The 20601-nt window shown below is 61.2% G+C and carries 18 protein-coding genes; 1 reads left to right on the top strand and 17 read right to left on the bottom strand.

Features of this window, described 5'->3' with window-relative positions; genetic code table 11:
- Positions 1-17: 17 nt before the first annotated feature.
- From ACQ4WY_RS06560 to ndk, 15 genes are all read right to left on the bottom strand, one after another.
- Positions 18-1331, bottom strand: a complete 1314-nt coding sequence (locus ACQ4WY_RS06560; protein ID WP_034789024.1) for an adenylosuccinate synthase — start codon at positions 1329-1331, stop codon at positions 18-20.
- Between the two features lie 3 nt (positions 1332-1334).
- Entirely contained in the window at positions 1335-2507 is a 1173-nt protein-coding gene (locus tag ACQ4WY_RS06565) for an ATP phosphoribosyltransferase regulatory subunit (RefSeq protein ID WP_436503300.1), read from the bottom strand.
- Between the two features lie 268 nt (positions 2508-2775).
- The gene (hflC, locus tag ACQ4WY_RS06570) at positions 2776-3663 is read right to left on the bottom strand and encodes a protease modulator HflC (RefSeq protein ID WP_034752023.1); all 888 of its coding nucleotides are present in this window, start codon (positions 3661-3663) and stop codon (positions 2776-2778) included.
- Entirely contained in the window at positions 3663-4946 is a 1284-nt protein-coding gene (hflK, locus tag ACQ4WY_RS06575) for an FtsH protease activity modulator HflK (RefSeq protein ID WP_353660672.1), read from the bottom strand. The genes hflC and hflK overlap by 1 nt, the downstream gene beginning before the upstream one ends.
- 2 nt (positions 4947-4948) lie before the next feature.
- Entirely contained in the window at positions 4949-6172 is a 1224-nt protein-coding gene (gene hflX, locus ACQ4WY_RS06580) for a GTPase HflX (RefSeq protein ID WP_436503301.1), read from the bottom strand.
- A 114-nt stretch (positions 6173-6286) separates the two neighbouring features.
- A complete protein-coding gene (gene hfq / locus ACQ4WY_RS06585) occupies positions 6287-6523 on the bottom strand; it encodes an RNA chaperone Hfq (protein WP_008450615.1) in 237 nt (78 codons plus the stop codon).
- 241 nt (positions 6524-6764) lie between these two features.
- Entirely contained in the window at positions 6765-8111 is a 1347-nt protein-coding gene (der, locus tag ACQ4WY_RS06590; RefSeq protein WP_034752028.1) for a ribosome biogenesis GTPase Der, read from the bottom strand.
- Between the two features lie 4 nt (positions 8112-8115).
- Complete coding sequence (gene bamB, locus ACQ4WY_RS06595; protein WP_436503302.1) at positions 8116-9261, bottom strand: outer membrane protein assembly factor BamB; 1146 nt, start codon at positions 9259-9261, stop codon at positions 8116-8118.
- Between the two features lie 85 nt (positions 9262-9346).
- A complete protein-coding gene (locus ACQ4WY_RS06600) occupies positions 9347-10015 on the bottom strand; it encodes a YfgM family protein (RefSeq protein WP_436503303.1) in 669 nt (222 codons plus the stop codon).
- A 54-nt stretch (positions 10016-10069) separates the two neighbouring features.
- Positions 10070-11431: a histidine--tRNA ligase gene (hisS, locus tag ACQ4WY_RS06605; protein ID WP_436503304.1), complete on the bottom strand. Its 1362-nt coding sequence runs from the start codon at positions 11429-11431 to the stop codon at positions 10070-10072.
- 33 nt (positions 11432-11464) lie between these two features.
- Complete coding sequence (ispG, locus tag ACQ4WY_RS06610; RefSeq protein WP_436503305.1) at positions 11465-12733, bottom strand: flavodoxin-dependent (E)-4-hydroxy-3-methylbut-2-enyl-diphosphate synthase; 1269 nt, start codon at positions 12731-12733, stop codon at positions 11465-11467.
- Between the two features lie 38 nt (positions 12734-12771).
- Positions 12772-13752: a RodZ domain-containing protein gene (locus tag ACQ4WY_RS06615; RefSeq protein ID WP_436503306.1), complete on the bottom strand. Its 981-nt coding sequence runs from the start codon at positions 13750-13752 to the stop codon at positions 12772-12774.
- 13 nt (positions 13753-13765) lie between these two features.
- Entirely contained in the window at positions 13766-14542 is a 777-nt protein-coding gene (pilW, locus tag ACQ4WY_RS06620; protein WP_436503307.1) for a type IV pilus biogenesis/stability protein PilW, read from the bottom strand.
- 11 nt (positions 14543-14553) lie between these two features.
- A complete protein-coding gene (rlmN, locus tag ACQ4WY_RS06625; protein WP_034752035.1) occupies positions 14554-15729 on the bottom strand; it encodes a dual-specificity RNA methyltransferase RlmN in 1176 nt (391 codons plus the stop codon).
- 125 nt (positions 15730-15854) lie between these two features.
- On the bottom strand, positions 15855-16271 hold the full coding sequence (gene ndk / locus ACQ4WY_RS06630) for a nucleoside-diphosphate kinase (RefSeq protein WP_034752036.1): 417 nt from the start codon (positions 16269-16271) through the stop codon (positions 15855-15857).
- A 221-nt stretch (positions 16272-16492) separates the two neighbouring features.
- On the opposite strand from ndk, the gene ACQ4WY_RS06635 reads away from it, so the two are divergent.
- The gene (locus ACQ4WY_RS06635; protein WP_034752039.1) at positions 16493-17179 is read left to right on the top strand and encodes a Bax inhibitor-1/YccA family protein; all 687 of its coding nucleotides are present in this window, start codon (positions 16493-16495) and stop codon (positions 17177-17179) included.
- Between the two features lie 113 nt (positions 17180-17292).
- On the opposite strand, the gene ACQ4WY_RS06640 is transcribed toward ACQ4WY_RS06635, so the two are convergent.
- Positions 17293-18339 carry a cupin-like domain-containing protein gene (locus tag ACQ4WY_RS06640; protein WP_436503308.1) on the bottom strand — a complete coding sequence of 349 codons (1047 nt, stop codon included), beginning with the start codon at positions 18337-18339 and terminating at the stop codon, positions 17293-17295.
- A gap of 76 nt (positions 18340-18415) precedes the next feature.
- Positions 18416-20326: a glycosyl hydrolase family 18 protein gene (locus ACQ4WY_RS06645; protein ID WP_436503309.1), complete on the bottom strand. Its 1911-nt coding sequence runs from the start codon at positions 20324-20326 to the stop codon at positions 18416-18418.
- Positions 20327-20601 lie beyond the last annotated feature (275 nt).

The following is a 20601-nucleotide window of genomic DNA, read 5'->3' on the forward strand; positions in this document are numbered from 1 at the left end:
GGATTGTGTCCAGCAGCTTACTCGAATGGGTGGCGCAACACGATCGTTTCTTCACGATCCGGACCGGTCGAAACCATGTCCACCGGCACGCCGACCAGTTCTTCGATGCGCTTGATGTAAGCGCGGGCTGTTGCTGGCAGGGCCGCCAGCGATTTCGCGCCGACCGTGCTTTCCGTCCAGCCTGGCATCTCTTCGTACACAGGTACGCAACGGGCGGCTTCTTCAGCGCCCGATGGGAAGATGTCCGTGGCCACGCCGTCGATGGTGTAGCCGGTGCACAGTTTCAGCGTTTCGATACCGTCCAGCACGTCCAGCTTGGTCAGGCACATGCCCGTCACGCCGTTGATCTGCACGGAACGGCGCAACAAGGCGGCGTCGAACCAGCCGCAGCGGCGGGCACGGCCCGTCACGGTGCCGAATTCATGGCCGACTTGCGCCAGGTGATGGCCGACGCCAGCATCCGTTGGCAGTTCCGACGGGAACGGGCCGGAGCCCACGCGCGTCGTGTAAGCCTTGGTGATGCCCAGGATGTAGTGCAGCATGCCAGGACCGACGCCAGAACCGGCGGCGGCATTGCCGGCCACGCAGTTCGACGAGGTGACAAACGGATAAGTGCCGTGGTCGACGTCCAGCAGGGAACCCTGCGCGCCTTCGAACAGCAGGTTGGCGCCGGCCTTGTGCGCCTTGTACAACGCGCTCGACACGTCGGTGACCATCGGACGCAGACGCGGCACATAGGCCAGCGCGTCGTCGAGGGTCTTCTGGTAATCGATGCGCGGAGCTTTCAGATAGTGCTCCAGCACAAAGTTGTGGTAATCGAGGTTTTCCGCCAGTTTTTCAGCGAAACGGCTCTCGTTCAGCAGGTCGGCGACGCGGATGGCGCGGCGCGCTACCTTGTCTTCGTAGGCCGGGCCGATGCCCTTGCCGGTGGTGCCGATCTTGGCCGCGCCGCGCGCAGCTTCACGGGCCAGGTCGAGTGCCGAGTGGTAAGGCAGGATCACCGGGGCGGCGTCCGACACTTTCAGGCGCGAGGCGACTTCGACGCCGACGGCTTCGAGCTTGTCGATTTCGCGCAGCACGTCCGGCACGGAAACGACCACGCCGTTACCGATGTAGCAGGCGACGCCTGGACGCATGATGCCCGACGGGATCAGCTGCAGCGCAGTTTTGACGCCGCCGATGACCAGCGTGTGGCCTGCATTGTGGCCGCCCTGGAAGCGCACCACACCTTGAGCGTGATCGGTCAACCAATCGACGATCTTGCCTTTACCTTCATCGCCCCATTGGGTGCCGATGACAACAACGTTCTTTGCCATAATTTTCTTTGACATCACTCAACCTAAGTTTTTAAGAATCCAGCTACTACCATTATCGGCAAGTACCAGCACGCGATCGCACTCGAACTCGTCTTGTTCATTACTGTGACCCGGCATACTCTGGATCACGACCTCGCCCGCCTTGCGCAACTCGGCGATTTTTTCCTTCAATTCTGGCGCGCTGCCCCACGGCGCGCGGATCGAATGCTTCCGTTCCGCGGTCGGCAACAGGCGCGCCAGTTCGCGCAAATCGAGCGAGAAGCCGGTCGCGGGACGTGCCCGGCCGAACGCTTCGCCGACGTGGTCATAACGGCCGCCGCGCGCAACCGCGTTCGGCAAGCCAGGTACATACAGCGCAAACATCGCGCCACTTTCATATTGGTAGCCGCGCAGGTCGGCCAGGTCGATCGCCACTTCGGCGCGGCCCAGGGCCTTAGTTTCCACAGTCGCGGCCAGCGCGGCCAGTTCGGCCAGCGCCTTCAGCACGCCCGGCAGCGGCGGCAGCACTTCGCGCGCACGCGCCAGCACGTCGATGTCGCCGTACAGACCAGGCAAGGCCAGCAGCGCATCGCGCGTCACGGCGTCATAGCCAGCCGTCAGCGCACGCAGGCCCGGCGCATCTTTCGCGCGCAGCAAGGTGTACAGCGCAGCTTCGTCGCGCACGGCAGCGGCGTCTTGCGCAATGATAGCGCGCAACAGGCCAACGTGCGACAAATCCAGGCGCACGCTATCGAAACCGGCCAGTGCCAGCGAAGCGAGCGCCAGTTCCTGGATCTCGGCGTCCGCTTCCAGGCCGGCGTGGCCATAGATTTCGGCGCCGATCTGCAGCGGTTCGCGGGTGGCGTGCAAACCCGACGGACGGGTATGCAGCACGCTGCCGGCGTAGCACAGGCGGGTGACGGTGGCACGGTTGAGCAGATGGGCGTCGATGCGCGCCACTTGCGTCGTCATGTCGGCACGCAGGCCGAGCATGCGACCCGACAGCTGGTCGACCAGTTTGAACGTGCGCAGGTCGGTATCCTTGCCAGCGCCAGTCATCAGCGATTCCAGATACTCGAGCAGCGGCGGCATGACCAGTTCATATCCGTACAGACGGAAATTATCCAGCATGAGGCGGCGCAGCTCTTCGATCTTGCGCGCTTCCGACGGCAGAACATCGGCAATATTTTCGGGCAAAAGCCAATTCGGCATGAGGGAGCGAGATACGGAAGAAAGTTGAAAAAATGCATCATGCGAGGCAGCGGCGGGCGCGCCAGGCAAGAGGCCGAACCTGATATTTTACGCGAAAACACGGGCCTTTAGGGATAAGTTGTCCGAATCGCTGCCGCACAGCCCTAAAAACACTGCATTTTACGCCGTCCCGCAACAGCATGGCGGGCACAAAAAAACGGGGCCGGCATTCACGCCGGCCCCGTTGCTGCCACCCGTCCTTGCGGCCGGGTGCAATCTGAATGCTGCCTTATTTCTTGGCCGAACCGGCTGCGCCGCCGCCCTTGAAGTACTTGAAGAATTCCGAACTCGGATCGACCACCATCACGTCGCCCTTGTCCTTGAACGTGGCGCGGTAGGCTTCCAGGCTACGGTAAAACTTGTAGAACTCCGGATTCTTGCCAAACGCTTCCGCATAGATCTGCGACGCCTTGGCATCGCCCTCGCCGCGGATCTTCTCGGCTTCGCGATACGCTTCGGCCAGGATCACCGTGCGCTGCTTGTCGGCGTCGGCGCGGATTTTCTCGGAGTCGGCCGAACCGGTCGAACGCAGCTCATTGGCCACGCGCACGCGCTCGGACTTCATGCGCTCGTACACGGAGTTGTTGATCTGCTCGACGTAGTCAACGCGTTTCAGGCGCACGTCGACGATTTCCACGCCGATCGCCTTGGCTTCCGCCGAGACCTTCGCCAGGATCGCTTCCATCACCTTGCCGCGCTGGCCCGAGATCACTTCGCGCACGGTGCGCTTGGTGATTTCATCGTTCAGCGCTGCCTTGACGATTTGCGACATGCGGTTGCGGGCCGGCTTTTCATCGCCGCCAAAGCTGCGGAAATACAGCCGTGGATCGGCGATGCGCCATTTCACGTAGGCGTCGACGAGGATGTTCTTTTTCTCGGCCGTGATGAAGCGTTCCGGCTCCGGCGTGTCCAGCGTCAGGATGCGCTTGTCCAGATACAGCACGTTCTGGAACGGCGGCGGCAGCTTGAAATACAGGCCCGGCGTGCTGATGACTTCCTTGACTTCGCCAAGGGCGAAGACGACCGCATACTTACGCTGGTCGACCACGAACACGGTCGAGGACAAGAGCATGATCGCGATAAAGCCCGCGATCAGGGCGGCTACGATACGGTTCATTAGCGACTCTCCCGTTCACGCGAAGAGCGGCGCGTATTGACTTCTACTGTCGGCATGGCTTCCTGTGGCAAAACAGTGTTGGCTGCGGGTGTCGCGGCAGCACGGGCGGCGGCAGCGGCAGCGTCGGTGGCAGCAGTCTGGGCGATCAATTTGTCGAGCGGCAGGTACAGCAGATTGCTGCCCGTCTTTGCGTCGACCATCACCTTGCTGGCACTGCTGAACACTTGCTGCATCGTTTCCAGATACATGCGGTCGCGCGTGACGACCGGCGCCTTCTGGTACTCGACCAGCACCTGCTTGAAGCGCGAGGCATTACCCGCGGCGTTCTCGGTCACCATCGCGCTGTACGCGGCGGCTTCCTCCATCAGGCGGAAAGCGGCGCCACGGGCTTTTGGAATGACGTCGTTGGCGTAAGCCTGGCCTTCATTCTTCTGGCGTTCGCGGTCCTGGCCGGCCTTGACGGCATCGTCGAAGGCGGCTTGCACCTGCTCCGGCGGCTGCACGGCCTGCATCGTCACGTTGGTGATGACGGCGCCGACTTTGTAGCGGTCGAGAATGTGCTGCATCAGCTGCTGCGTGTCGTAAGCCACTTTTTCGCGGCCTTCGTACAGCACGAAGTCCATCTTGCTGCGGCCGACCACTTCGCGGATCGCTGTTTCGGCGACCTGGCGCAGGGTGTCTTCCTGGTCGCGCGTGTTGAACAGCCACGCCACGGGATCTTTCAGGGTGTACTGCACCGCGAACTGGATGTCGATGATGTTTTCATCGTCCGTCAGCATCAGTGACTCGCTGGCCTGCTTGTTGCGCAGCGACTGGCGGTAACCCACTTCCACCGTGCGCACCTGCGACACGTTGACAGTTTCGTCGGTCTGGAACGGGTACGGCCAGCGCCAGTTGAAACCGGCCGGCGTGGTGTGGCTGTACTTGCCGAACGTGAGCACGACGCCGTTCTGGCCCTCTTGCACGATGAAGGCGCCGCTGGCGAGCCAAATAAAGACGGCGATCACGCCGACCACACCGGCGGTGATGCCGGCGCCCTTCATGTCGGGACGCGGACCACCGCCACCGCCGTTGTTATTGCCGCCGTTGTCGGGACGGTTCTTCTGCCCGAAAAAGGCGTTCAGGCGCTGATTGAAATCGCGCCACAACTGATCGAGGTCCGGCGGACCTTCGCCGGGCTTTTTACCTTCTTGGGCTTTCTTGCCGTCGTCCTTGCGATTGCCCCAGCGGGGATCGTTCAGGGACAACTTCAAGCCTGTTTTTTTGAGTAGGGAGACAAGCATAACTATCGTGTTCCGACTTGGGAGTGGGTGGAAATCCTATCGTCCTCGCCAGGCTCTTCGTCCTGGTCCGGGGCGGCGCCATCGTGCTGGTCGTACTGACCGTCAAACTGATCTTCCTGCTGTGCTTCGTCGTTCTGATACAGGTGGGCCGAACCGGGCGCCTTCCTGGCCATCTCGACAATCGCATCGCGCAGCAGGTCGAGCCCGCTGCCCTTCTGCGCACTGACGAACACGCGACTGATCGTAGCATATTCGTCGCGCTCCACCGAAGGCTCCAGCCCGGCCGCATCGATCTTGTTCCACACGAGGATTTGCGGAATATGATCGGCGCCGATCTCTTTCAAGACCAGGTTGACCTGCTCGATCTGCTCCATGCGCACCGGCGACGCGGCGTCGACGACGTGCAGCAGCAAATCGGCATGGATGGTTTCTTCGAGCGTGGCACGGAAGGCGGCCACCAGCTGATGCGGCAATTCGCGCACGAAGCCGACCGTGTCGGAGATCACCACATTGCCCACTTCCTGGCCCAGGTAAACCCGGCGCGAGGTGGTGTCGAGAGTGGCGAACAGCTGGTCGGCGACATACACACCAGCCTTGGTCACGGCATTGAACAGGGTCGACTTGCCGGCATTGGTATAGCCGACCAGGGACACCGAGAATGTGTGATTGCGGCCGCGCGCGCGGCGCTGCGTTTCGCGTTGCTTGTGCAGCTTTTCCAGGCGGGCGCGCAAGGCCTTGACGCGGTCGCCGATCAGCCGGCGGTCGGTCTCGAGCTGCGTCTCGCCGGGACCGCGCAAGCCGATACCGCCCTTTTGCCGCTCAAGGTGGGTCCAGCCGCGGATCAGGCGCGTAGCCAGATGCTGCAACTGGGCCAGCTCGACTTGCAGCTTGCCCTCATGGCTCTTGGCGCGTTGCGCGAAGATGTCGAGAATCAGGCTGGTACGGTCGAGCACGCGCACATTCAGACGCTTTTCCAGATTGCGCTGCTGTGCAGGTGAGAGGGCATGGTTAAAAATAACGATTTCCAGGCCATCGTTGACGACGACGTCGCCAATTTCATCGGCCTTGCCGCTGCCGACGAAATACGCGGAATCGGGACTGGAACGCTTGGCCGTGATGGTGGAAATCGGGTCGGCGCCAGCCGAACGCGACAACAGCATGAGTTCCTCCATGCTGGCGGCGAAGTCGCTGTGACCGAAGTCAACCCCGACTAGTGCCGCGCGCATGATGGCATCAGATTGGTTGTGGCGGACGCCGACGCCGATGCAAACGCATCAGCGCCGCTGGCGCGGACGGGGGCGATGGACGGTGAAAGGCGCTGGGCCGTCAAGCTCAACGCTTTACTCCGCTTCAGATTCAATATTGAGATTGACGGCACGGGCCGGCACCACTGTCGAGATGGCATGCTTGTACACCATCTGTGTCACCGTATTGCGCAGCAATACGACATATTGATCGAACGATTCGATATGGCCCTGCAATTTAATGCCATTGACCAGGTAGATCGAGACAGGAACATGCTCTTTGCGTAATGCATTGAGGAATGGGTCTTGTAACAGTTGCCCTTTGTTGCTCATAACAGCTCCGTTGTTTATGTTGTTGTGTAAGAATTGGAGGCGACTTGCTTGATTTCAAGTGCTCTCACATCTTTCAAAGAAAGAAAGATGCGTCATAGCTACTGTAACCTGTTTTCGCGATCGCTGTCGCGCATGGCGCATTAACACTTTATTATTTTCGTGCAACAGCCATTGAATTGGCTGTCGGCGCCGCATTATCTCTGCGGCGCCTTAATACGCACTTAATCCAGCTGTTAAATCATTACTTGCTTGGCGTGCGTGCAAACGGGTTTTTACCCGTGCGCAGTTCGATGCGCAGTGGTGTGCCGACCAGCGCAAACGTATCGCGGAAATGTTTTTCCAGATAGCGCTTGTAAGGATCGCCAACGGCGTCGAGCGCATTGCCGTGAATGACGATCACAGGCGGGTTCATGCCGCCCTGGTGAGCATAGCGCAGCTTCGGACGAATCGAACCTTTGCGGCGCGGTTCCTGCTTCTCCACGGCCTCGATCAGGGCGCGCGTCAGCTTCGGCGTCGACAGGTCGCACATGGCGGCTGCATACGCGGCGTTGAGCGACTTCATCAGTGGACCGATGTTGGTGCCCTTCAGCGCCGAAATGAAATGCATCTGCGCGAACGACAGGAAATCGAGCTTGCGGTCGATATCGATCTTGATTTCATCGCGTTCGTGCGATTGCAAGCCATCCCATTTATTCACGGCCACCACCAGCGCGCGGCCCGATTCCAGGATAAAGCCGGCGATATGCGCGTCCTGCTCTGAAATATCCTGCTGCGCGTCAAGCATCAGCACCACCACGTTGGCTTCGGAAATCGACTGCAGGGTTTTCACCACCGAGAATTTCTCGATCGCCTCAAACACCTTGCCGCGGCGGCGGATACCTGCCGTGTCGATCAAGGTGTATTGCTGGCCATCGCGCTCGAACGGGATCTCGATCGAGTCGCGCGTCGTGCCCGGCATGTCGAAGGCGATCACGCGCTCTTCGCCCAGCAGGGTGTTGATGAGCGTCGACTTGCCCACGTTCGGACGGCCGACGAGGGCAATCTTGATGCCGCGGTCGGTCTTTTCCAGCTCTTCAGGCTCATCCGGACGCTGTGCGAACGCCAGATCCAGCATCACTTCGACGAGGTCGTTGACGCCGTCGCCGTGCGCCGACGAAATCGCATACGGATCGCCCATGCCCAATTCATAGAATTCGGACACGACGGCCGTGTAGCGCATGCCTTCGCTTTTGTTAACCACCAGCAAGACCGGGCGGCCGCTCTTGCGCAGGAAGTCGACGATGGTCTTGTCATGCGGGGTCAGGCCTTGGCGGCCGTCCACGATGAACACCACCACGTCGGCCTCGGCCACGGCCTGCTTGGTCTGCAGTGCCATCTGGTGCATGATGCCTTCCTTGGCGACGGGTTCGAAACCACCCGTATCGATGACCAGGAAGGGACGTTCGCCGACACGGCCTTCGCCATAGTGACGATCGCGCGTCAACCCAGGCAAATCCGCCACCAGCGCATCGCGCGAGCGGGTCAGACGATTGAATAAAGTCGATTTCCCAACATTGGGTCGACCTACTAGTGCAATTACCGGCTTCATTGTATTACTCGACCGCGAGAGCGGTCACTGTCCCTGATTGGGTTTGAAAAATCAAATTCGAACCGGCAACAACGGGAGCCGAAACAATCGGGCTACCGTCGGTGCTGACACGACCTATTAATGCACCATCTTCCCGTGACAGGAAGTGGATGTAACCTTGATAATCGCCGACGGCGACGCTGCGGCCGTAGGAGGCCGGCGTCGACAGGCGGCGGCGCGCCAGCGCCTCATTCTTCCAGGCGCTCTGGCCGCCTTCGCGGCTGAACGCCACCACGGCGCCCTGGTCATCGGCAACAAACACGAAACGCTGGTCGACGGCCACGCCCACATCGGACGAGATCGGCTTGCTCCAGCGCGGCACGCCCGTGGCGGCATCGAAACAGCCTGCCTTGCCCTGGTAGGTGACGGCGCACACTTCGCCTTCGAACACCACCGGCGTGCCGGCGATGTCGGAGACGCGCTCCAGTTCGGTAGCACCGCGCGGTTCGCTGACGACGATCTCCCAGCGTACCACACCGGTGGCCGCCGTCAGTGCCAGCAGCTTGCCGCCTGGCTGTGCCACGTAGATATTCGCGCCGCCCAGCACCATGCCCGGCGCATTGCGCAAGGTCAATGCCGGCGTGGCGCGCTGCACCGTCCACTTGCGCTCGCCCGTCTTGGCGTCGAAGCCGACGATGCGGTTATCCACGCTGCGCACCACCACGACGCCCTGCCCCACTACGGGCGAGGTCAGCACTTCACTGGACGCCTGCGCCTTCCACAGCTGTTTGCCATCGGCGTCAAACGCCAGCACGGCGCCCTTGGCGGCGCCCACGGCCACCACGCTGCCATCGCTGCCGGCGCTGGACGTGATGTCGCTGCCGGCCTTGATGCGCCACGTTTCACGGCCGCTGGCCGCATCCAGGCGCGCCAGCGCGCCATCGGCATTGACCACGTACAGGCTGTTGCCGGCCAGCGCAGGCGTAAACGCGTACACACCGGCCTTGCCGATCGAATACTTCCAGGCGTCGCGCACGGCAATGCTCGATTTTAACTCGACCAGCTTGGCCGGTTCGACTTTCGGATCTTTCGAGGCGAACGGGTTCCAGGACGAGCAACCAGCCATCAGGGCCAACAGACTTGCAGCTACCAGCTTTTCAGTGACACGCATAAGTGTTATCCAACCTTTTTCTTGTACTTGTAAGGGCAAGGCAGGCGGCGCAAAACGCCGCGCGGCCACGCCATCAGTGTTCCTGTCAGGCGGCAGCCTTGTCAGCCTTGGCCTTGTCTTCCGGTACCGTACCGCCGATCGCTTCCAGTTTGACCTGGATCAGTTGACGGCCTGGATTGTTCTTGTCCGTCGCGGCCAGCGCGGCCAGATAAGCCGTGCGCGCCTCAGCCAGCTTGTTTTGCGCCACCAGGATGTCGCCCTTGCGGTCGGCCACGGCGCCGGCAAATTGCGCCACGGGAGCCGTCGCCAGCACTTTCAACGCTTCATCGTAGGCTTTTTCGTCCAGCAAGACACCGGCCAGGCGCAGCTTGGCGATGGCCTTGTACTCTTCCGTGCCGTGCTCGGCCACCCATTGCAGCTGGGTCTTGGCCGTTTTCAGGTCGTTCGCGTCAAACGCCACCTTGGCCGCGGCCAGGGCGCTCATCTGCGCATACGCCGTGCCGCTGAAACGCGATTGCATGTCGCCGGCCGCGCGCATCACCTTGGCGGCGTCCTTGGCGGCGATGGCGTTTTGCAGTTCGTCGTACAGCTGGCCCGCTTGCGCAGCCTGCGTGCGCTGGTAGTACTGCCAGCCAGCCCAGCCGCTATAGCCTGCCAGCGCCACGATCAGGACCCAGGAGGTCAGATTGCCATTGCGCTGCCACCAGGCCTTGAGGGTTGCCAGTTGTTCTTGTTCTTCGTGATCGTATGCCATGGGTCGTCAGTTTTAATGAGTAGTTGATCGAGGGTAGAACGGTCTTGCTTCAAATCAGTGGTGGTGATGCACGTGGCCGCCAGGACCGTGGTCATGGCCGCAATCGTGGTCGCCGATGATCTGGTCCACCACGTAATCGACGACGTCGTCGAACGGCACCGTGTTCTGCTGCGCGCCAGCATCGGCTTCGCGCATGGCTTTCACCGTGGCCACATTGTTGGCGATTTCATCGTCGCCCATGATCACGGCAAATGCCGCGCCGCTGGCATCGGCCTTTTTCATTTGCGTCTTGAAGCTGCCGCCACCGTTGCTCGCTGCGCAATGTAGCACAACGTCCAGACCTGCATCGCGAATCCGCTCGGCCAGCACGAAGGCTTGCAAGCCCGCCTGCTCGCCCTGGTGCACCAGGTAGACGTCGCACTGGGCCGGTTGTTCTGGCTCGGCCGCGTCCTTCATCAGCAGCACCAGGCGTTCGACGCCCATACCGAAACCGACGGCTGGTGTCGATTTGCCACCAAACATTTCCACCATGCCGTCATAGCGGCCGCCGGCGCACACCGTGCCTTGCGCGCCCAGCTTGTCGCTGACCCACTCGAACACCGTGCGGTTGTAGTAATCAAGGCCGCGCACCAGGCGTGGATTGATGGTGAAGGGAATATTGTTGTGGTTCAAGATCTTCTGCACCCCGTGGAAGTGGGCCAGCGATTCCTCGCCCAGGTAGTCCAGCAGCTTCGGCGCGCCGTTGACCAGATCCTGCATGGCAGGGTTCTTGGTGTCGAGGATGCGCAACGGATTGCTGTGCAGGCGACGCTTGGCTTCTTCGTCGAGCAGCTCGCTGTGGCTTTCCAGGTAGGCGATCAGGTCGGCGCGGTGGCGCAGGCGCTCGGCCGCGTCGCCGATCGAGTTCAGCTCCAGGCGGATGCCTTCCAGGCCCAGGTCATCCCACAGGCGGCGCGACAGCATGATGATCTCGGCGTCGATATCCGGGCCCGTAAAACCGATGGCTTCCACGCCAAACTGGTGAAACTGGCGGTAGCGGCCTTTTTGCGGACGCTCGTGGCGGAACATCTGGCCCTTGTACCACAAACGCTTCGGGCCTTCGTAGACGAGGTTGTGCTCGACGACGGCGCGCACCACGCCAGCCGTGCCTTCAGGGCGCAGGGTCAGGTTGTCGCCGTTCATCGAATCGGTGAACGAATACATTTCCTTTTCCACGATATCGGTCACGGCGCCGATGGCGCGCGCGAACAATTTCGTTTCTTCCACGATCGGCGTGCGGATCTGCTGGAAGCCGTAGCTTTGCAGCACGGATTGCGCCGTGTTTTCAAACAATTCCCACAAGGGCGCGTCGGCTGGCAGGATATCGTTCATGCCTTTGACGGCGGTGATTTTGTCGAGCTTTTTATTTTCGGACATAGTGTTCTTCTTTGCTTTTTTATCGGATCAGGCTCAGACGGCAACCGTGTTTCCATAGTGACTCTGTACATACTTCAAGACGATGTCCTGGAATTCCTCGACGATGCGTTCGCCGCGCAGGGTGACGACTTTTTCGCCATCGACAAACACGGGCGCGGCCGGCGACTCGCCCGTGCCGGGCAGGCTGATGCCGATATTCGCATGCTTCGATTCGCCGGGGCCGTTGACGATGCAGCCCATGACGGCCACGTTCATCGCTTCCACGCCGGGATACGACTTTTTCCACTCCGGCATCTGCTCGCGCAGATACGTCTGGATGTTGTCTGCCAGCTCCTGGAAGGTGGTCGACGTCGTGCGGCCACAGCCCGGGCAGGCGATGACCATGGGCGCGAACTTGCGCAAGCCCATGGTTTGCAAAATTTCCTGGCCGACGATGACTTCGCGCGTGCGGTCGCCGCCAGGTTCGGGCGTGAGCGAGATGCGGATGGTGTCGCCAATGCCCTCTTGCAGCAGCACGGACAGCGCCGCGGTGGACGCCACGATGCCCTTGCTGCCCATGCCCGCTTCCGTCAAGCCCAAGTGCAGCGGATAATCGCAGCGCTGCGCCAGTTCGCGGTACACGGCGATCAGGTCCTGCACGCCCGAGACCTTGCACGACAGGATGATCTTGTCGCGGGCCAGGCCCAGTTCTTCGGCGCGCACGGCGTTTTCAATCGCCGACGTCACCAGCGCTTCATACATGACGGCTTGCGCCGGCCATGGTTCGGCGCGGCCCGCGTTTTCATCCATGATGCGCGCAAGTAACGCTTGATCGAGGCTGCCCCAGTTCACGCCGATGCGCACCGGTTTGTCGTACTTGCAAGCGGCTTCGATCATTTGCGCGAATTGCGTGTCGCGCTTGGCGCCCTTGCCTACGTTGCCAGGATTGATGCGGTATTTCGACAGCGCGCGCGCGCAATCGGGGTAATCGTTGAGCAGGGTATGGCCGTTGTAATGAAAATCGCCCACCAGCGGCACGTCGATGTCCATCTTGTCGAGCTGCTCGCGGATGTAGGGCACGGCCGCAGCCGCTTCCGGACGGTCCACCGTCAGGCGCACCAGTTCCGAACCGGCACGCGCCAGTTCCTTGATCTGGATCGCCGTGCCGATGGCGTCGGCCGTATCCGTGTTCGTCATCGACTGCACCACCACGGGAGCGTCGCCGCCCACCCAGATCTGGCGCTGGCCGTGCGCGATCAGCACCTTGCGGCTGTCGCGGCGGCCGGAAGGACCGGAGCCGATCGCTGTTTTCGAGGTAGCCATAATATTATCTTCTGAGTTTGCTTGAACGATGACTGCAATTATTTGATGCTGACACGGGAAATCGTGCCGCCGGCAACGGTCGGCAAATCCAGCTTGGCGCCGCGCAAGGTTGCCTGCACAACACCCGGCTTACCCACCACGAGGGTGGCCGGTCCCGTGATATCGAACGTTTCCGTGCTACCCGCCTTGACCATGCGCGAAATCAGCGGCGTGCTGCCTGGACGGCGAATCTCGACCCAGGAATCCTGTTCCACTTTCAATACCAGCGCATTCGCGCCCACGGCAGCGGCGGTGGTAGCGGTAGCCGCGGGCGGCGTGACTGCCGTCGCTGGCGCGGGAGCCGGAACGGCGGCTGGCGACAAGGCGGCGGCCGGTGCCGAAGCAACGGTAGAGGCAGGCGCACCCGTCTGCGTATCGTTGCCTGGCGGCGGCGGGACGGAAATCAGGGGCACGGACGGCGTCTGCACGGGCGTCAAGTCCTGGCCCGGCTTGATCAGGGTCGTTTCCACAGGGCCCACTTCCGCATGCGCGGTTTCTTTCTCGGCATGCGAAGAGAGCAGGCTGGCCGGCACATAGCCCAGCTTGTACGCGCCAAAGGCGGCGGCCACGACGACGGCCACGGCGCCGGCGATCCAGAGGGGAGTCTGGTTCGACGAGCGCTGCGTCATCGACGGGAAGCGCGATTCCGAGAACGTGGCGGAAATTTCACGCCGCACGGGCACGGCCGGATCTTGCGTCGGCGCCGGATGGACTTCGATCATGGCCACCAGCGGCGCCGCGTCGAGACGCACCACCTTGGCGTAGGCGCGCACGAAACCGCGCACCACGGCCACGTTCGGCAAGGCCGCCATGTCGCCCTCTTCCAGCGCGATCACCTGGCGCGGCGCCAGCTTGAGCTGGTCGGCCACCTGTTCCACTGGCCAGCCCAGCGCTTCGCGCTGCGCCTTCAACTGTGCGCCTGCCAACGCAAGATTGCCCTGGGACTGCTGCTGAGGCGTTTCTGCCCGCTCTGAATTCATTGGTATTCCTGTCTCACTCATCAAACGCCCCATTTTGATAAGCAGCATATTCGGGGGAGCCGGAATGGTGGTTGCGCAAAAGCGCCCCCAGGCCAGCTTCCGCACCCGCATCCCCGAGCTTATGCTGCACCTTGATCCCGAGCCACAGCACATCGGCCGCCTGGCTCTCCATTGTTGCTACTTTACCGAGCCGCTCAAAGTATTGAGCCGCTTGCCGGTAGTCTTGCTGTTGGTAATACACGCGCACCAGGCCGGCATAGGTGATTGCCGCGCCAGGTGCGATGCGCTCCGCCTTGAGCCAGTAGCCGGCGGCGCGCGGGTAATCTTTCATGAGCAGGCTGCACGCCGCCGCATTATGCAGCGCCAGTTCAGGCGTTCCATAGGCGACATCTTGCAATGCGGCATCAAAAAACGCCAACGACTGCGCCGCTCGCCCCGTCTGGCACAGAAACAGGCCATAATTATTGCTCAGCTCGGGATTGTGGGGCGCGAGGCGCAATGCGTAAAGAAAATCTTTTTCAGCCGCAGCAGGTTGGCGCAGGGCAGCAAAAATCAGGGCGCGCATGCCGCGTACCTGGGCGTTGCCCGGCACCAGCTGCACCGCCTGCTCCGCTTCTTCAAGTGCCACCACAAACTGGTCTTGCATATAATAGGCGCTGGCCAGCTGCAAGCGCAAGGCGGCGCGCTGCTCGACCGATGCAGCTTGCTCCTTGTCCGCGGTGGAAGCACAGCCGGCCAGCAGCACGCCAAGGCTGACAACAGCCACGGCAAGTGCGCCAGGATAAGCCATGCCTCCCCGCATCAGGAGCGGATCTCCACGATCTTGCCGAAATTGGCGCCAAATTTCTGTTGATACTCGGTCATCTTTTCCATGCGCTCCTGCACCCGGGTGCGGTCCTTGACTTCGCCGGCCAGCTGGCCGCAAGCCGCATCGATATCGTCGCCGCGCGTCTTGCGCACGGTGGTGATGATGCCGCCATCCATGAGCACCTGGGCAAACGCCTTGATGCGCGGGTTTTTCGAGCGGAACAGGCCCGACTCGGGGAAGGGATTGAAGGGAATCAGGTTGAACTTGCAGTTCACGCCGAACTCGCGGTCTTGCACCAGCGCCAGCAGTTCGCGCGCGTGCTCGTCGCTGTCGTTGACGCCATCGAGCATGCAGTACTCAAACGTGATGAAATCGCGCGGGGCGAATTCCAGGTAACGTTTGCAGGCCGCCATCAATTCCTTCAGCGGGTATTTCTTGTTCAGTGGAATCAAACCGTCGCGCAAGGCGTCGTTCGAGGCGTGCAGCGAGACGGCCAGGGCCACCGGCACTTCCTGCGACAGCTTGTCCATCATCGGTACCACGCCCGAGGTCGACAGGGTCACGCGGCGGCGCGACAGGCCGTAGGCGTTGTCGTCGAGCATCAATTTCAGGGCCGTGACGGTCGGCTCAAAGTTCAGCAGGGGCTCGCCCATGCCCATCATCACCACGTTGGTGATCTGGCGCTCGCCTTTCGGGCCCGGCTCGATGCCCTTGGTGCGGCGCAATTCGAATTCCGCCATCCACAGCTGGCCGATGATCTCGCCCACGGACAGGTTGCGGTTGAAGCCTTGCTTGCCCGTCGAGCAGAAACGGCAGTTCACGGCGCAGCCGGCCTGGGTCGAGATGCACAGGGTGCCGCGATTTTCTTCCGGAATGAACACGGTTTCCACGGCATTGCCATTACCCACGTCAACCAGCCACTTGCGCGTGCCATCCGTCGACGTGTGGTCGCTGATGATGGCCGGGGCGCGCACTTCGGCGCGCGTGGCCAGCTTGTCGCGCAGCGACTTCGCCAGGTCCGTCATGGCGTCGAAGTCGGAGGCGCCGAACTGGTGTATCCAGCGTTGCAATTGTTTCGCACGAAACGGTTTCTCTCCCAACTCGGCGCAGTAGGCGATGAGTTGCGCGGGATCGAGGTCCAGCAAGTTGGTGAGGGTCGTCGTATTCATGATCATGTCTATTCTAAAAATCCGTCCCCGCGCGCATCAGGAGCGAAAACTCCACAGCGCAGCGGGAACAGGGGGTGATAAGTTATTTCACAGATAACGCCAGGAAATAACGTTATCTAAGGCAATTAAGCCTTCAGTTCTGGGAAGAAGTAAGCGATTTCCACTTTAGCAGCTTCGACAGCGTCGGAACCGTGTACGGCGTTAGCGTCGATCGAATCGGCGAAATCGGCGCGGATCGTGCCTTTTTCTGCTTTCTTCGGATCGGTCGCGCCCATCAGGTCACGGTGGGCCAGAACGGCGTTTTCGCCTTCCAGGGCTTGGATCATGACTGGACCGGAAACCATGAAGTCGACCAGATCCTTGAAGAAGCCGCGTTCTTTGTGCGCTGCGTAGAAACCTTCAGCTTGTTCGCGCGACAGTTGGGTCATGCGTGCTGCAACGATTTTCAGGCCAGCGTTTTCAAAACGGGAGTAGATTTGACCGATTACGTTTTTTGCAACTGCGTCTGGTTTGATGATCGACAGGGTGCGTTCGATTGCCATGTGTGAAAACTCCAATAAAAAGTAAGGTTTAAAACGGTAAATTGATAACTCAATCAACCTTTGATTTTACCATACTCCACCCCATATCACCCAGACAGGCAGGGGGCGTCTTGCCGCCCTGCCCCTGTTTAATGAAATCTTAAGCTGCTTTTTTGGCAAATTCCGGCCCTCATGCTATCCTTGGGTAAAGCAGTAATTTGAATTGACAACACGGAGGCACTATGAATCAGAACATGCAACGCACCTTTGATCTGTCGGGGGGCATGCAGCAAGTCCGCCATCAGGTCTTGCGCAACACTTACTGGCTGCTGGCGCTGTCCATGATCCCGACCGTGCTGGGCGCCTTCATCGGCGTGCAAATGCATTTGCCGATGCTGACCGGCGGCATGGGCTTCATCATCTTCATGGCCGTCGCCTTCGGCTTCATGTACGCGATTGAAAAAACCAAGAACTCGGGCCTCGGCGTCGCCGTCCTGCTGGGCTTTACCTTCTTCATGGGCCTGATGCTCACGCCTATCCTGACGCGCACCCTGGGCTACTCGAACGGCGGCATGCTGATCATGACGGCATTCGGCGGCACGGCCACCATCCTGGCCGTGATGGCAACGATCGCCACGGTCTCGAAGCGCGACTTCTCGGCCATGGGCAAATGGCTGTTCGCCGGCGTGATCGTGCTGATCCTGGCATCGGTGGCGAACATTTTCCTGGGCCTGTCGGCACTGTCGATCGTGATCTCCATGGTCGCCATCGCCATCTTCTCGGCCTACATCCTGTATGACGTGCAGCAAATCATCAACGGCGGCGAGACCAACTACATCTCGGCCACCCTGCGCATCTACCTGGACGTGTACAACATCTTCACCAGCCTGCTCTCCCTGCTGGGTTTCGCCGGCGGCAGCCGCGACTAAGCGCTGCGCTAGAAATTAGAAAGCCGACCCTCGGGTCGGCTTTTTTACGTCTGTGAAAAAAGCCGCCTGTAAGGCGGCTGTTCGCGGCATGTCCGCGCCATGCGGCACCACGATCAAAAGTCGTGATTCGATGGATACTTGCTGTAAAAATCGTTATCCCATTTGAAGTTGGTAAAGGCCACCGTCATCGATATGTCGAGCGCTTCGACGAAATGCCAGCAGCCGACTGGCAAAAACAAGATCTCGCCCGGCGCCAGCACGCATTCGCGCACCTGCACGTCGGCCATCAGCGGATAGCGCTGCACGTCGATGGCGCGGCCGTCGACGGGCGTAAAACAGTGGCGCTGGTTATACACGCGCGCCACTTCGCAGGCGGCCATGATGCGCAGGCGCTTGCGCCCTTTTACCTGTGCCATGAAGTTGTTCGTCAAGTCGTGATGGAACGGCGTCACCGTGCCGGCCGGGCCGAACCATAAAAAGCCCGTGGGACCGCCCTCCTGCTTCAGGTATTCGGGCAGCTGGCCGATATCGTCCCACAGCTCGCGCAAGGCTTGCCGGTTCTGCGAATTGTTGTTCGCCGTCATATAGAAATCGTTGGTCGCGCCACTGCTCTCGACCAGGCTGGCGTACTCGCCAAACGCCATCTTGCGCTTGTGCGCCACACTGTTCATCTCGTATTGCGCGTCCGCTTCGCGGCCGAACTGCACCTCCACCTCGCGCTGCGCGTAATGATCGCGGAAGTAGGCCGGACTCCATTTTCGGATCGCCGGCCAGTCATCCATCATGCCCGTGATGATGACGGGCTGATTGGTGGAATAGTATTCGTCCAGAAACGCTTGCGCGGACAGCTTGTCGCGGCGGGGAATCTCGGGCGGGCGCAGCTGGTTCAGCTTGCGCTGGATATCGATCACCCAGTCGCGCTTGGCCAGGCGGTTCGACAGGCGCACGGCGCCGGCAAGATACGGGCTATGCAGCGCCAGCTCCACTTCGCGGCGCGCCAGGGGCTCCGCGATGCCAGCCTGCTGCAGCACCGGCATCAACGCCGACGGATGGCTGCCCAACATGAGGTTTTCCGCGATCCAGCTGCGCCACTCGCGGCTCAGCTCCTGCTCCGGCTGCTGCTTCTGCTGCTTGACTCCGAATGTCGATACCGCCGCCATCACCCGTCTCCTGTTTTTATGTGAACAAGCGGCCGGACAGCATGGCTATCCGGCCGCGTCTTACGCTACATCAACATTACCGCACCTTCCACACCTCGGTCGCCAGCACGCCATTCGCGTCGCCATCGAGTTCCCACGAGAACGCGCCGCGCAAGCCCTGGTCCTTGACGTATTTCACCTTGGTGCCGATGACGGTCGGATCATCATAGCTCCACCACTGGCCGCCCGCACCCGTGTACAGGTACAGTTGCTTGGTCACGGGATGGTAGTAGCGCGTGCCGGCCTTGGCGACGAGGATTTTGTAGTCCTCGATGCCCGACTCGTAGGTGCCTGGCGCCGTACCCGTGGCAGCCTGGTACAGGCCATCGCCATTCGGCCCTGGCGCCACGCCCGTCCAGCCGCGGCCATAGAACGGAATGCCCAGCAGCAGCTTGTCGCGCGGCACGCCGGCGGCAATCATGTACTGCACCGCCTTGTCGCCCACGTATTCGCGCGCCATGCCCGTCGACGGATCGGCAGGGTCGGCAAACAGCTGGGCGTTGAAGTTGGTGCTCGTTTCCCAGCCGCCGTGGAAGTCGTAGGTCATCAGGTTGATCCAGTCCATGTACTGCGAGTACAGGGCCGGTTCCGTGTTGTCGATCTTGTCCTTGCCGGCGCCGACAGCGGCCGTCAGCAGGTAGCGCTTGCCGTTGGCGGCGCCCAGCGCATCGAGCTGGCTGCGGAATTCCGCCATCAGCAAGGTGAAATTGCGCTTGTCGTTGGGGCTGACCGTGTTGTACGGCTGGCCGCCGCCGACCGGATATTCCCAGTCGATGTCGATGCCGTCAAAGATGTTGGCCGCCGCGCCCACGCCTCCGCGCCCGCCCTGCACCGGCAAGTTGCCCTTGATGTAGATATCGATGCACGAGCGCACCATCTGCTTGCGCAGTGCGTCCGTGGCGGAACCGACGGAGAAGTTCTTCGACCAGCTCCAGCCGCCAAGCGAGATGAACAGTTTCAGGTTCGGGTGCGCCGCCTTCAGCTTTCTCAGCTGCAGGAAGTTACCCGACAGGGGAGCATCCCATGGGATGGCCTGGCCATCGACGGTGCGCTTCGGCGTGCGGATGTAGTCAGCCTCGGCATCGCCGCCCGTGCCAGCGTCCGGCGAATTCGGATTCGTCGCGCCCGGCTCCGTCTTGGTGATCATGCCGCATTCGTAGCCGCCGTTTTTCGGATAGATATTGCCGAACGCGTAGTTGATGAAAGTCAACTTGTCAGCCACGCCACTGGAATGCACGTTCGCCACTTCATAGTCGCGGCCATACACGCCCCACTGCGCGAAGTAGGAACCGACTTCGCGGCCCGTTGGCGTTGGCGTTGGGGTCGGAGTAGGTGTCGGTGTCGGTGTCGGTGTCGGTGTCGGTGTCGGGGTAGGCGTCGGGGTCGGTGTTGGCGTGGTGCTGCAGATTTCCAGGCTGGTCCACGGCTTGCCCGTGCCGGCGGCGCCGCTGCTGGTCGACGGGTTGTCGCCCTGCGTCCAGTAGTTGGCGCGGTAATTCGTACCCGCATAACTGACGGTGGCGCCCGCGCTGTAAGCCGTCCCGGCCACCCACGCCAGTGCGCACGCGCCGCCGGTGGGCGTCGGTGTCGGAGTCGGAGTGGGTGTCGGGGTTGGATTCGGCGTTGGCGTTGGCGTTGGCGTTGGCGTCGGGGTGGGAGTAGGTGTCGGCGTGGTGCCGCCATCGCACGTGCCGCCGGCGCTCCACAGGCTAGGCGTGGAAACGGGATTCCAGCCGGAGCCCACGTGATCGGTCTGCGTCACCAGGGCCGTGTAGTTGGCGCCCAGGTAAGTGACCACTGTGCCGGCGTTGTAGGTGCCGCCCTCTTGCCACGGCACGCAGGCGACCACCGTGCTGGCCGCCAGCAATTGCGAGCCAGCCGGCGCGCCGGAGTCGCCGCCGCCGCCACATGCTGCCAGCACGCCACCGCTGGCCAGACATACCATCATGTTCCTGATCGTTTTTTTGAGTATTAAATTTTCCACGCTGTCTCCTGTTCAGGTTTGCGGAAATACCACTCTGCTTCAATAAAAAGCTACCCTGTGATTTTGTTTTTTTGCAGCTGCAAGAACAGCATGCTGCTGAAAAAATAGGCGGTCAAGTGGTTTTGAAGTGGCCTCAAAGTGGGCAATACCACTTCGCGCAAAAGCCGCAACGACAGAGGCGTATGGCGTGTTGTCCTACTGGACAATCAAAAAAAACGGCAGAGAGAGGATGAAAAAAG

The organism is Janthinobacterium salmonicoloratum (assembly GCF_051380845.1).
Classification (GTDB): domain Bacteria; phylum Pseudomonadota; class Gammaproteobacteria; order Burkholderiales; family Burkholderiaceae_D; genus Janthinobacterium; species Janthinobacterium lividum_F.